Genomic DNA, 14,308 nt, shown 5'->3' with positions numbered 1-14,308 from the left:
AGAAGATGTTTTATATTTTTAATTTTTCAATGGAAGAAAGCAGATCTTCGGACAGATCTTTCAGGGTTTGAATATTGCCGCTAATTGTTTCCATCGAACTCACCTGTTCCTCGGCCGACGCTGACACTTCCTCTACACTTGCCGCGGATTCCTCGGATACTGCCGAAATTTGTTGACTGAAATCATTCATGCGTCCGCTGGCTTCCTGCATGCCTTCCAGTCCATCCGTCATTGTACCAATGACTTGGACCATCCCCTCGACCGACTCACTAATGGTACGGAACAGATTGCCGGAATTACGTACTTGCTGTTGCCCGCGCTCTGTTTCCAGTACACCTGTTCGCAATTCCTCAACAACACCCTGAGAATCCTTCTGGATATCCTCCGTGATGACTGTAATCTCCTCTACAGAGGTCCGAACGGCTTCAGACAACTTCCGCACTTCTGCTGCAACAACTGCAAATCCGCGTCCACTCTCCCCTGCACGGGCAGCTTCAATGGAGGCATTCAGTGCGAGCAGGTTGGTCTGGCGCGCAATGTCATGAATGACTTGGACCAACTGTGATATATCTTCGTTTTTGCGGTCCAGCTGTTCCATCTTGTTCATGGAAGACGAAACTGCGCCGGCAATCTGTAACATTTGGTTCACGGATTGCTCCATGGACTCGCGACCGGTCTGTCCTTGTTTCAGAATCAGGTCCGACATTAGTCGAAGCTGATTTCCCTGCTCGGAATGTTGCAGGATATGTGCGTTCAATCCCTCGACCGTACGGGCAGATTCAACAGCCGTTTCCGCCTGACTCTCTGCCGCTTTTGCCGACTCTTCCATCGTTATGGCAATTTGGCGACTGCCGATCTTAACCTCTTCAGAGGAAATGGCCAGTTCGCTGCTTTGGCGGTTAACGGCTTCAGCGATTCGTCTGACATTCAGTACCATGGAGGTCAGATTACCTTTCATGTCATTCACGGCTTTGGCAAGTACACCAACTTCGTCTTCATGTTTGGTATGTATGTCCTGAACATTTAATTGACCTTCCGCAATCAGCTTCACAGCACTGATCACCCGAAGCAGCGGTTTGACGACTTGTGAACGGATAATCGGGATCGCAATCGCCGTAATGATAATCATCACGAGAACACCAATGACGATAATGATTCGGCCATCCTGTACGGATCTGATCGTCTGAGCTGCTGAGAGATCGGATTGCTCCTGATTGTAATCCACCAGATAGTCCAGATGGACTTGCATGGCATCGAAGGAGGCGGCCCCTTTTTCGGATACTTCCTTAGCCAGTTGTTCCTGACCTTCATCACTCAGCTTGATGGATTGCGTGTTAATCTTCAGGTAAGCTTCCCACTTGGTCTTTAAAGCTTCCCAATGTTCTTTTTCTTCATCCGTCTTCTGCTGCTGATCATATATTTTAATAGCCTGAGCCGTTTCGCGAATGTATTTGGTGCGCTCTTCAGCAAGGTCCGCTTTGGCCCCTGCCTGTGCATCAAAGTGACGATAGCTCAATGACAAAATATGTTCTGTTGTATAATTCAATCGGTTAATCTGCTGGATGGAGGGCATCCAGTTATTGGTGATCATATTCGTGTTTTTTTCCATCGAGTTCATTTGTGTAACAATCGTGACACTAAGAAGAATTAAACAGAGGATTAATAGATAGAACGCGATGCTGATACGCAGACCGATACTCTTGATCCTGAATCTGCTGAACATATGATTTCCCCCTTGTGCCCATCTTCGGCCACTTCCGTATTTTAGGTGCTTTTGTCGCTGTTTTACCCTTCTTTTGGCATCTTGCAAATTACTCTTTTCTATATTATATCTATAGGAAAAGAGACGTAAAGTATTATAACATTCTTTTGTTTTAGTCATGCTTTATTTTGTAAAATCTTGTGATTATTCCACATCATCTGTTGAACGCAATCGAATGATGTAAAATTCAGAGTTAAATGAAGCAAAAAAGAGCTGCAGCATACGGCAAATATCCGATCTGCAGCTCTTACGATTTGAATCCATGCAGATGGCGGTATGGAACCCGCCATTCTTTGTATCAGAACGGCTAGCAGCCGCCCTCTTATGCGTTCACCAGCAACTTGTATGAAGCCAACCTTCTCTCGTAATCTGGTCCAGTTGTCACGACAAGCAGCCGATCCGTATTCAGCCTTTGGCACACCTGCTGCAACTGTTTCGAGACTTGTTCAGGTGTACCGGCATAATGCCGTTGTACCTCATTCTCATTGGCATCGTTCATGTCGTCGGTGCTGGTACTTGTGATGACATTGTCAGACTGCGTTGAGTTTTCTTTTCCAGCGGCTTTACGTCTCTCCGCCATTTCGCGGCTCCAGGACAACGCCTCTTCCTGCGTCTCCGCACACAGCACACTTACAGCAACCATAACCTCCGGCTCTTTCCTATTGGCGCTGGGGATAAAACCCTCCCGATAACGCCGCACAGCCTCCGTACCATCCGCATCACTCATGAATTGTCCGAATACATACCCCATACCGAAGCGAGCAGCAAACTCAGCACTCTTCACGTTGGTACCCAACATCCATAAGGATAATGGAAGTTCCGGAATCGGGCGGGCCGTCACCGGATGTTCTTCATAGGTATAACGATCTTCCAGTAGTTCGGTCAGTGCCGCGAGCGATTCAGGCAACTTGGACACATGCTGCAAATAATTGCCACTCAAGGCCATCGTAGCATGGGGGCCACCTCCAGGCGCACGTCCCAAGCCTAACTCAATTCGCCCCGGGTAGAGCGCCGCCAATAGTCGAAACGACTCCGCTACCTTAAGCGGGCTATAATGTGGTAACAGTACGGCACCGGAGCCAAGCTGGATCGTGTTCGTTCGCGCACCAATATGAGCAAGCAGCACTTCCGGTGATGCTGATGCAAGTTCGTCCATATCATGGTGCTCCGACGTCCAGTACCTTGAATAGCCCCATGCTTCAGCATGCTGGGCAAGTGTAACGGATTGTTGAAGCGCCTGCTCTGCTGTGGCGCCGTTCAACCTTGGGACAAGGTCAAGTACGCCCAGATTGTATTTTCCACTGATATTCGCGCCCAAGCGTCTCATCTCCCTTCGTATTGCTTATCTCTAATCCAGATCGTAGATGGAACCAACCTTGAGGCCGTATAGTTCATTGTAAATTTTCTCGGCAAAAGCATCCGTCATTCCTGCAATATAATCAATCACCATATGCTCCCAAGTCCAGATCGGATTCGCCTTCGCCTGATCCTTCTCATAGCGTTGCAGCCAATCGGACGGAATAATGGATTTGGACGTTTCCGGGTCAAGAAAAGCATCCCACAGACGCTTAATCATCCATTCACTACGCTTTTGCAGCCTCTGCACACGCAGGTCACGAATCATGGTCACCCAGGCAAAGCTCTTAAGCACACTCACCGTACGCAACATATCGAGATCCTCGGCACCTTCACGGACAAACGTCACCTTTTTCCAGTCTCCGTTATCAATAACCCCCAGGCTAGCGACAAAAAGGCTGACCCAGTAAGCCTTGACCTCACGGCGGGTTCGTGAGTAATCATGCTCGCAGAACGGCATCTTTTCATTCCAGATGCGTAGGAACGAAGCGAGGACTTCTTCAACTTTTTTGCCAATCGCTTCCCTTGTCCATCCGTTCCAGAACAGATCCTCCAGTGTCGTAATCTTATCCACAATCAATCGATTGATATGCGGATCTTGCAGGAAATGCTCGTGTACTTCGATTTTGCCTGCCTTGATGCCATCTTCCAGATCATGTGCGGAATACGCAATATCATCACAAAGGTCCATCAGCTGCGCTTCAAGCGTCTTTTTGCCAGCAGGAATGTGCCAACGATCACGAATTTCGCGAATATACTGCCATTCATGATGATACATGCCTTTCTTGCTCTCCGTGCCAGGATACGGGTACTTGTTAATGCCGAGCAGCACTGCATCCGACAGGTTCAGCCCATCGATATCTTCCCGTTTTTCCAAATACATAATGAGGCGGAAATTATGCGCGTTGCCTTCAAAGTGCTCATACTTCCGCTTGAGCTCTGCACGAATCTCCGGTTCCGGTTGAGGTGATTTGGCCCCGCGATTTTTCTTCATGATTTTCTTGACCTCAGTGTTAATGAGATCATCGAGGATGCCATCCAGCACTTCTTCCCCTTTATGCCCAAAAGGCGGGTGACCGAAGTCATGCGCAATCGCGGCACATTCCACCACTTCCGAATCAATAATCAGTCCGGGGTTGTCCGCCTGATTCAACTCCACCTCCGGGTAGCGACGAAGCAAGCTTCTTGCCGCTTCTCGGGCAATCTGCGCCACCTCCAGGGAGTGGGTCAATCGTGTGCGATAATAATCGCCCGTTCCTGCACCAAACACCTGCGATTTGCCTTGCAGCCGACGAAAAGTCGGTGAATGTATCAGTCTGGAATAGTCGCGCTCATAGGCTGCACGAGCCCCATCCAGTTTTGTTAGTTCAGGATATTGTCTATGTTCTCTCAGATCGTTCCATTGCATGTTGATCACTCCTAGCCAACTGTCTCTATTTTGAGTGATTATACACATATTCTACAGTTTCGAAAAGCAAAACCTGTCTGCGATTGTCATCTCTTCTCACATCAACTTGTGATGCACAGTCGTCTTCTCTTATTATACCCCGCCAGACTATCATCCGTGCACCTAAATGATAATGATATAAAATGAAATTATAATTTACTCAAATTTTCTCAGATCTAAAAATGGCTAAAATCGAAAGGCCAAACGATTTGGTAATACCTGCATGCCTAAGAGCTTTCCCGATGTGAAAAACGGTTGTTTGGCCAAGGAATGTTCTTGTACATAGGGTTATACACTATTCTTTTCATGGTTGCTCAAGACTTCCAATAAGCTAGTTTTTTTGTAAATAGGAGAAACTATATTGAATTCTTACTTACGCCTTTAAAGGTTTAAGTTAATATTCTAGGTACGAAAGCTGAGTTAAAGTACAACGTATTCCATTCCATTGATTAAATTCTCTTAAAAAAAATGTTCGGTAAAGTATCCCTCAAAGAATGAGAAATCTACTTTACCGAACATTTAATTCTAATTCCCTACATACTCACATTACTTTTGATGATTTAAATTTCACGGGATTTAAATTGTGAAGAATGGTTGATTTTTTTTCTCTAGCTAGCTGATTGTAACTTATCCCCAAAAATAACCATGTAGTTAAGTAGGAAAATTCCGGAACGGATAACATTAAGGATACATAAATTATTAGCAAAGAAATTTTAAGACCATCATTAAAATAGTTTCTCTTTAATTTAAATATTGGATATAAGAAAAATATACTAAAGAAAATGAATCCAATAATACCGCTATTTACTAATAACGTAGAGAAAAAATCGGTTGAGCGAACATATCCAAATCCAACCCCGAACAACTTATTGAAAAATGGCATATGTGAAAAATATTCTAGATGTTTGAACATAGAAGAGGATCTTTGAATTCCAGAGTGAGAATCAATCTTATTAAATAGTAAGAATTCAAGAACAGATGCAACTCTTTTATAATTTAGGATAACTAAAATTGTGGAGAAATAAATGAATATTTGACAATACCTATCTCTTAAATGATAACGCAAAACTCTATACATGAAATAAATTAATATTCCTAAAAATGCGGTTGAAGAGGTAGATAAAATTAATGCTATTAGCATGGGAATGTGAAAAAAAGGTTTGCGTAAATGTACTGCGAATATCCAGAGAGGTAATACAGTAAGCGCGAAAGCACTTGGCTCTCCTGTTAGACTCTTCATTCTTAGTGTATCTATTCCAAAAGCATCAGTTCTCTGACTCATGCTCCCCAATCTAGGATCACCGTTAATATCTAAAGCAAATACTCTGTTACTTAAAAAGTCTCCAGTTGTTCCAAATAGTAAATAATAAATCCATTCGTAAAACCCATAAATAAGAAATATAGAAGTACCTATGAATATGTACTTATTCCACTCTTTCTTGTAAAAATATTTAGTGTAAAAGCAAATTATTGAAGCAGCAATAAGATAAATGGATTGAGTAAATAGGCTAGATCTTAAAAAAACATGCCCATTTTCGTTAACTAATATAACATTGTGCACGAAATCGTAGTCATATCCTCCACTCATTTTGAATAAGACAGTTAATTGTGCTAAACCGTTAAATAGCGTTAACACGTAAACGAAAATAATTAGGTCTCTATAGAAATAATTGGTTACCTGTTTAACTTCCATATTGTTTTTGAGTTTTAGACTAATAGCAAATAAAAGCACAAAAGCAACTGATAACAAGGATAAAAGTAGCCCAGGCGTCGTCCCTGGATTTGAAGGCATTAAAACCCAAGAATTTATAGGTAACACAATGGCCCATATTTTAAAATAATTATCAAAAGGTTTAGGTGGGGATAATGCTTTAATATACTTTCACCTCTCAAGATCGCTTTTGATACAAATTGTATCACGGAGAATAATATGTATCAATACCAAAGGAAATTTTTCAATAACTATAGTTTCATTCATTTTTTTGAGTATTACATCTGGAGGAACCACTATCTATAACAAATGACTTACCACTTTTTACAACTAATTTAAAATCAGGTGCGATAGTTCCTCCATAAGATTTTGCCCGCGGATTTTCCAACCTATAATTTCGTGGTTACGCATTCTTATTCCTATCACTGTTGTCTCCAGTATCAATTCCACCTCCTACACTATTCCACTGTTTCTTATTAACCACTCCTGATGAAATATATTATTTCAATAATCCATGTCTCCCCCATCCCCTCCTTGATATTGGGTAAGGCAGTAAAAATAAAAAACGACAGGGCATTTTTGCCCTGTCGGAGTGGAGATGTTGGATTTAGGACGTTGCAGATTTCAGAAGAAATCAATCGTACCTCGAACCCTTACGTTGTATAAAATGTTGTAACCCTGCTTTCTTGTTAAACAATTATATCACTACAGTATTGAGAATTTAGACCATGACCTTGCAGATATCGTTGGTGAACTCTACCGGGTCTTGAATCGGCAGTCCTTCGATCAGCAGTGCTTGATGATACAGCAAGCTTGTGTACAGGCTCAATTTCTCTTTATCCTGTGCAAATGCGTCTTTCAGGGATTTGAAGACATCGTGATTTACGTTGATCTCAAGCACTTTGTCTGCCTGTACATTTTCGCTGTTCGGCATGGCTTTCAGGATTTTCTCCATCTCAATCGTCAGCTCACCTTCGGTGGACAAACATACCGGATGGCTTCTCAAGCGTTTGGAAGCTTTAACAGCTTTTACTTTGCCGCCAAGCTGTGCTTGCATCGCTTCGAACAACTCTTTGTTGTCGTTGTCCTGTGCGTCTGTTTCTTCTTTGTCTGTACTGTCCTCGATGCCCAGATCACCGCTGGAGATAGATTTGAATTCTTTCTCTTTGTAGTTTGTGATCATCTTGATTGCAAACTCATCGATGTCATCGGTGAAGTACAATACTTCATAACCTTTGTCGAGTACACCCTCGATCTGTGGCAGCTTCTCAATTCGTTCAATGGATTCACCGGATGCGTAGTAGATGTACTTCTGATCTTCAGGCATTCTGGAAACGTACTCGTCCAGGCTAACCAGCTTTTTCTCCTTGGAAGAAGAGAACAAAAGCAGATCCTGCAGAGTGTCCTTGTTCACGCCATAGTCGCTGTATACACCATACTTCAACTGACGGCCAAACGCTTGATAGAACTTCTCGTAATACTCACGCTCGTCCTTGAGCAAGCTTTGCAGTTGGCTCTTGATTTTGTTCTTGATGTTCTTCGCGATCAGGCTGAGCTGACGATCGTGTTGCAGCATTTCACGGGAGATGTTCAGGGACAGATCTTCCGAGTCCACCATACCTTTTACAAATCCAAAGTAATCTGGCAGCAAATCACCGCATTTGTCCATGATCAATACACCGTTAGAGTACAGTTCAAGCCCTTTTTCATACTCTTTTGTATAATAATCGAATGGTGTGTTCTCCGGGATAAACAGGATCGCATTATATACCACTGCGCCATCTGCGCTGATGTGCAGGTGTTTGAGCGGTTTGTCAAAACCGTAGCGTTTTTCCATATAGAAGTTGTTGTAATCTTCTTCGGTCAGTTCGCTTTTATTTTTACGCCAGATCGGCACCATGCTGTTCACGGTTTGCTCTTCTTTGTACTCTTCGAATTCGTTCTCCGTACCCTCTTTTGCACGCTGACCTGTCACATCCATCTTGATTGGGTAACGAATGAAGTCGGAGTATTTCTTGATGATGGATCTCAAGCGGTACTCTTCCAAAAATTCGTCATACGAATCTTCTTCGGTATTTTGTTTGATCGTCAGGACGATTTCCGTACCCACGGAATCTTTCTCGGCTGGCGAGATCGTGTACCCATCCGCACCTTCGGATTCCCATTTCCATGCTTCGTCGCTGCCCAACGTTTTACTCGTTACCGTCAGCTTGTCTGCCACCATAAATGCGGAGTAGAAACCAACCCCGAATTGTCCAATGATGTTGTGGCCGTCTTTGGCTTCATTCTCTTTCTTGAACGCCAGCGAGCCGCTCTTCGCGATAACCCCCAGATTGTTCTCCAGCTCTTCCTGAGTCATCCCGATTCCTGTATCAGTGAGCGTAAGCGTACGGTTTTCTTTGTCGATGGTAAGCTTGATGTAGTAGTCCTCTTTGTTGAAAACGAGTGTATCGTCAGTCAGTGCTTTGTAATATATTTTGTCAATGGCGTCACTGGAGTTGGAGATCAGTTCTCTCAAAAAGATTTCTCTTTGGGTGTAAATGGAGTTGATCATCATATCCAGCAAGCGTTTGGATTCAGCCTGGAATTCTTTTTTAGCCATGAATAGGTGTCTCCTTTCAAATTGGGTATAGAATGATTTGGTTAAATATAGAAAGTAACTGAAATAATCCTTGGGCGATTAGTAGACTCCAAAACCTTTAATCGCGCTGGTCCACAGATATTGTGATTGACTCTAATGACTCATTGTAGAAATAAGTGCATGACGTTCTGCAATGTAGCCGTTCCGGTTACGAATCGTTTTTCGGATCGCTGTTATCCCCGAATTTCTTTGATCCCTTTTTAAAAAGGGAGAAATTCAGTGATAAAGGCGAACGCTTCGCTTTCCTCCAAATCGATTTCGTCCCCTCCACTACTTTTGCATCTGATCAGGAACTGATTTTAAACATTGAAATTTTTATCAATCGAAAATCTAGTGATCCATCTTTCGCGTCGAGGCCTTTTCTAGCTCATTCCACTCTGCATGTCCTATTCAAAGTTAACTTAATCCATATTCAAAAAGCCAATCATTCCATATGTAGTCGTGTAGTAAAAACATCATTTGTTAGCACTCTGATGACCGGAGTGCTAAACCCTTCCTTTTATATAACATATGGGAAAATTGGGTGTCAATACGATGGCGGTTATTTTAACAAAATCATCGAGTAACACTTTAAGTTTTGCGCATCTCTAACCATTTTAGCTCAATACATCATGCAATACAAAAGCCGCCTCGAACCAAAGTTCGAACCGGCTTGGAGACAGATTGAAATGAGTATAGGCAGCATTCGCAAGTCACACGCTAACGAACCTCATCGATGTTAATCAGCCTTTATAGGATGATTTCATAATCTAACGAATCGCAGACACGCTATTACTCTTCTTAAGCCGACCTTTTGAGATTTTCCTCAGGTTTTTCACAGCATAGCGTGTGTGAAATTCGTTAGATTGGCAAATGGGCAGGAAATTGCAGAATACGGCTTCCTAGGTTCGTTAGCTTGGAGCAAAAGTTAGCGTTACAGCTACAAGTTACACTTACGGTTAGCGTTGGCGCTCAAGCGGCGTTACCGCAAAAGTTAGAGTTACCGAGATACGGTTACGGTTACGGTTACGGTTACGGTTGGTTGGAGATGCAAGCCTCTATTTTTTGGCCATCTTTGGATCAAGGGTATCGCGCAGGCCGTCGCCCAACAAGTTGAAACCAAGCACGGTGAACATGATAGAGAGTCCTGGGAAAATAAGCGTCCACGGTGCTTTTTGCAGAAACTGGCGGGAATCCGACAGCATTTTGCCCCATTCCGGGTCAGGTGGTTGGGCCCCCATGCCGAGAAATCCGAGCGCAGCCGCTTCAATAATCGCTGTTCCAATCCCCAGTGTGCCTTGAACGATAAGCGGGGTGAGACTATTGGGCAAGATGTGCCGGAACAGAATTCGCATATTGCCAGCCCCCAGCGTACGCGCTGACGTAATGAACTCCTCCTGTCTCAAGCTAAGTACCCTTGAACGCACTAGTCGTCCGTAGGTCGGGATGTTCACGATCGCTATCGCGAGTAATGCATTTTGCAAGGACGGGCCAAGAATCGCCACAATGGCAATTGCCAGTAGTATCGCCGGGAAAGCGAGCAAGATATCGAACAAACGTGAGATGAGCATGTCTGCCCATTTTCCATAATATCCGGCAATCAGACCAAGCAAAGCCCCCGCAATAATAGAGCCTATAACAGAAAAGAAACCAACCCACAATGAAATGCGCGCTCCATGCAGCACTCTGGAGAATACGTCACGCCCGAGATCATCGGTACCGAACCAATGCTCTGCCGAAGGGGCTTGCAGACGATCCGTGAGTACCTGCTCTTTGTAATCATACGGGGCAATGTACGGGGCAGCAAAGGCCAATAGGATAAAAAAAACGATAATGATCAAGCCTACCAGCGCAAGCCGATTTTTCCGAAACGTTCTCCAGGCTTCCCGCCATGGACCTGATGCACGTGCTGACGCGGCGTCAATAGATGCTCCGGTATTAGTCGATAATTTGGCCATGCGGCGTCTCCCTTCTGTTCATACTCATTTATAACTAATACGCGGATCGAATACGGCGTACAGCAAGTCCACAATCAGGTTGATCACTACGAAGAAGAATGCCACGATCAGAATGCCGCTTTGGATCACCGGATAATCCCTCGAACTAATTGCTTCATATATATAGCGCCCAACACCAGGCCAAGCAAAGATCGTTTCGGTCAGCACGGCTCCACCCAGCAAAGATCCGGTCTGTATGCCGATGACGGTGAGCACGGGAATAAACGCATTTTTCAACGCATGTCCATATACGACGAAAAACGGGCCGAGTCCTTTCGCCTTCGCGGTTCGGATATAATCCGAACTCATTACTTCGAGCATGCTGGAACGCGTCATCCGGGCAATAACGGCCATCGGAATCGTGCCGAGTGCTATACTTGGCAGCAGCAAATGTTTTGTTACTGTCCACAGCTGATCCCATCGTCCGGCAATCATCGTATCCAACACATACAAGCCCGTAATGGCTTCGATCGGATCTCGCGCATTCATTCTGCCGATGGACGGCAGCCAGTGCAGTTTGTTCGCAAACAGCCACTGTTCCATCAACCCAAGCCAAAAGATCGGCATTGATACACCCACCAATGCAATGACCATGCAGCAGTAATCGAACCACGAGTTATGTTTCCACGCACTGACAATCCCGGCATTCACGCCAATAATGATCGCAAAAAGCATACTCGCCATCGTTAATTCGAGGGTCGCTGTCAGATAGGGCACAATTTCCTGGGCAATGGGAACCTTGGTGCGGATGGATGTGCCCAGATCTCCCTTAAACAGGTCGCCCAGATAAGCGAAATATTGTTGAAACCATGGTTTGTCCAGTCCGAGCTGGTCACGCAGAGCTTGCTTGGATTGTTCGGTTGCCTTTTGCCCGAGTATGGTCTCGGCCGGATCACCCGGAATGGCGTGGATAATGGAAAAGACGATCAGGGTCATGCCCAGCAGCACGGGCAGTAACACGAGTACACGTTTGACGATGTAACTGTTCACTCCTCATTCACCTGCCTTTAACGTATAAAAAGCGCTGGCAGACATGCATGCTTTAGATCGTTACATCCTGATGTGGGTTCTGCCAAGCATTGCGTGTACGCCAGCGCTTTGAACTAATGGATCGTATTTAGTACTAAATTCAGCTCATATATAAGTTATTCAAAATAAGCATTGGCATAGGATTCCGTGCCCAATGGGGACGGTACGAAATCTTTCAGGTTCGCTTTCCCAGCCAAAATAGGAGTGGTGTGCACTAGTGGAATCCATGGAGCATCTTCCTTAATAATCACCTGCGCCTGCTTGTACAGTTCCGCACGTTTGTCCTGATCCGTTTCTTTCTGTGCACTCGTCAGCAACGTATGCAATTCTTCGTTTACATAGAAGCTGCGGTTGTTGCCCGGGATTGCATCCTTATCGAGCAGTGTGTACAGGAAGTTATCCGGGTCACCGTTATCACCAGTCCAGCCAAGCATGTAAATATCGTCTTTCTCTCCGGCTTTGGCATCATCCAGATACGTTGCCCATTCTGGTGATTCGATGTTTACGGTCACTCCGATTTTCTCAAAATCGGCCTGGATCGCTTCGGCTACCTTCTTGCCGTCAGGCATATACGGTCGGGATACCGGCATTGCGTAGAACGTTACCGGGTCAGGCAATCCATCAGGATAGCCAGCTTCGGCAAGTAATGCTTTTGCTTTTTCCAGATCGTAAGCATAGTCCTCAATACTGTCGTTATACCCCCAAAGCGTTGGCGGCATCGGGTTTACCGCTGCCTGCGCTTGTCCCGCAAAGAAAGCATCGATAATGCCCTGCTTGTTTACCGCATGGTTGAGGGCTTGTCTTACTTTCACGTTATCAAACGGTTTTTTCTTAAAGTTGAAACCAATGTATGACACGTTAAATGGTGGACGCTCAATTTTTTGCAGCTCGCTATTCCCTTCAAGGATGGACAGATCATCCGGGTTCAAGTCTTCCATAATATCAATCTCGCCGTTTTGTAGCGCATTGAAGCGAGCCGTGTTATCCGGAATGGAGCGCACGATCACTTTGTTCAGCTTCGGCAGTCCCTCTTTCCAGTAATTCGGATTCTTCTCCAGAGTGATGGAGTCGTTCCGCTTCCACTCTTTGAATACAAATGGGCCTGTGCCTACGGGCTCGCTCTTGAAATTCTCCTTTTTCTCCTGAATCGCAGTTGGACTTGCAATGCCGAATGGCGTCATCGCAATGTTTTGCAGGAAAGGCGCTTGTGGCTGGTTTAGGGTAAACTCGACCGTTGTCTCGTCAATCGCCTTTACTTCCTTAATGACGCGTCCGTCTTCCGGACCAAACATGGAATCATAATAGTCAAAGGAATCTCCCTCGAATTTATATTCACTGGCCGGATCACTCCATCGATTGAAGTTGAACACCACAGCCTCTGCGTTAAAGTCGGTACCATCGTGGAATTTCACGCCAGACTTCAGCTTGAAGTCATACTTGAGTCCATCCGCCGAAATCTCCCAGCTCTCAGCCAGTCCAGGAACAACCTCGGTTCCACCTTCCTTGTAATCCAGCAACGAGTCGAATACCTGATGGCCAATCTTCAGCGACTCCCCATCTGTAACGATTGCCGGGTCCAGCGCCACGGAATCTCCGCCGCGTCCCATAATCATCGTATCCTGTGCAGCCACTTCTGCCGGAGGCTCGCTACCTTCCGCCGGAGCGGGGGAATTGCCTGTACCTTCGTTACTCGCGCTGGAGCAGCCGGATAGAATCAACACTGTGCTCATGGCCATTGCCATGACCCCGGATAACCATCTTTTCCTCATTCGCATACGTACAACACCCTTCCCTGTCTCATAATGTGTGTGATACTGGCATGAAAAAAACTCCAATGATTACAATCGATCGGTTTGGTGCTTTGTATCATATGAAAGGCTTAAGATGCCTGCGATACCTGTGATGGAATTTTGGATAACTTGAGACGTATATAAGATGTAAAACGGGATGTAACCGCGCACATTTTGTTAGATTTTTCGAATGTTGTGCTACGTTATAAAAGCCTGTGATTGTTGTATCAGAGTTGTTGCGTAACAATTGAACTTTGGTCAATAAGCAACAGTAAAATGGTACTGACCTTGTGACGGCGACAAAGGCTGATTTAGAGAGAACGGTAGTGTTGTCTGGTGTGGAGTTTGGCTTAAAATTTGACTGGGAGTTAAACGTCATGGCTAAAGTGTAATTGGCAAGGGTATAATGATGGCCATTAACTGAAACAGAAAGTTGGTAAACAGAACATTCTAGCGTTTTCTCAAGCAGGTTGGATTGGATTGTTTCATAACATTGTAAAATTAATCTAGCGATGTTGGATTATACAACAGGGAGACATTACAATAACTTTTGATGTTAAAGTCTTGTCATGATGAGGAGGATTATGTAAATAAAC

At 44.8% G+C, this 14,308-nt stretch carries 8 protein-coding genes; all 8 read right to left on the bottom strand.

Going from position 1 to position 14,308, the window contains the following annotated elements:
• Positions 1-10: 10 nt before the first annotated feature.
• Positions 11-1,723 carry a methyl-accepting chemotaxis protein gene (locus tag DC345_RS02615; RefSeq protein WP_181586449.1) on the bottom strand — a complete coding sequence of 571 codons (1,713 nt, stop codon included), beginning with the start codon at positions 1,721-1,723 and terminating at the stop codon, positions 11-13.
• Positions 1,724-2,084: 361 nt separating this feature from the next.
• On the bottom strand, positions 2,085-3,080 hold the full coding sequence (locus DC345_RS02610; RefSeq protein WP_258530456.1) for an MsnO8 family LLM class oxidoreductase: 996 nt from the start codon (positions 3,078-3,080) through the stop codon (positions 2,085-2,087).
• A 30-nt stretch (positions 3,081-3,110) separates the two neighbouring features.
• Positions 3,111-4,526, bottom strand: coding sequence for a deoxyguanosinetriphosphate triphosphohydrolase family protein (locus DC345_RS02605; protein WP_113051787.1), 1,416 nt, complete (start codon positions 4,524-4,526; stop codon positions 3,111-3,113).
• Positions 4,527-5,106: 580 nt separating this feature from the next.
• Complete coding sequence (locus DC345_RS02600) at positions 5,107-6,357, bottom strand: hypothetical protein (protein WP_113051786.1); 1,251 nt, start codon at positions 6,355-6,357, stop codon at positions 5,107-5,109.
• A gap of 640 nt (positions 6,358-6,997) precedes the next feature.
• On the bottom strand, positions 6,998-8,878 hold the full coding sequence (htpG, locus tag DC345_RS02595) for a molecular chaperone HtpG (protein ID WP_113051785.1): 1,881 nt from the start codon (positions 8,876-8,878) through the stop codon (positions 6,998-7,000).
• Positions 8,879-9,954: 1,076 nt separating this feature from the next.
• On the bottom strand, positions 9,955-10,854 hold the full coding sequence (gene nikC, locus DC345_RS02590; RefSeq protein ID WP_113051784.1) for a nickel transporter permease: 900 nt from the start codon (positions 10,852-10,854) through the stop codon (positions 9,955-9,957).
• Between the two features lie 24 nt (positions 10,855-10,878).
• Positions 10,879-11,883 (bottom strand): ABC transporter permease, encoded by a 1,005-nt coding sequence (locus tag DC345_RS02585; protein WP_024632912.1) that lies wholly within the window; start codon positions 11,881-11,883, stop codon positions 10,879-10,881.
• A gap of 155 nt (positions 11,884-12,038) precedes the next feature.
• Positions 12,039-13,691, bottom strand: a complete 1,653-nt coding sequence (locus tag DC345_RS02580; protein ID WP_113051918.1) for an ABC transporter substrate-binding protein — start codon at positions 13,689-13,691, stop codon at positions 12,039-12,041.
• Positions 13,692-14,308 lie beyond the last annotated feature (617 nt).

Origin of the sequence: Paenibacillus taichungensis (genome assembly GCF_003287275.1) — a bacterium.
Classification (GTDB): Bacteria; Bacillota; Bacilli; order Paenibacillales; family Paenibacillaceae; genus Paenibacillus; species Paenibacillus taichungensis_A.
This window is presented reverse-complemented; position numbering and strand designations above follow the sequence as displayed.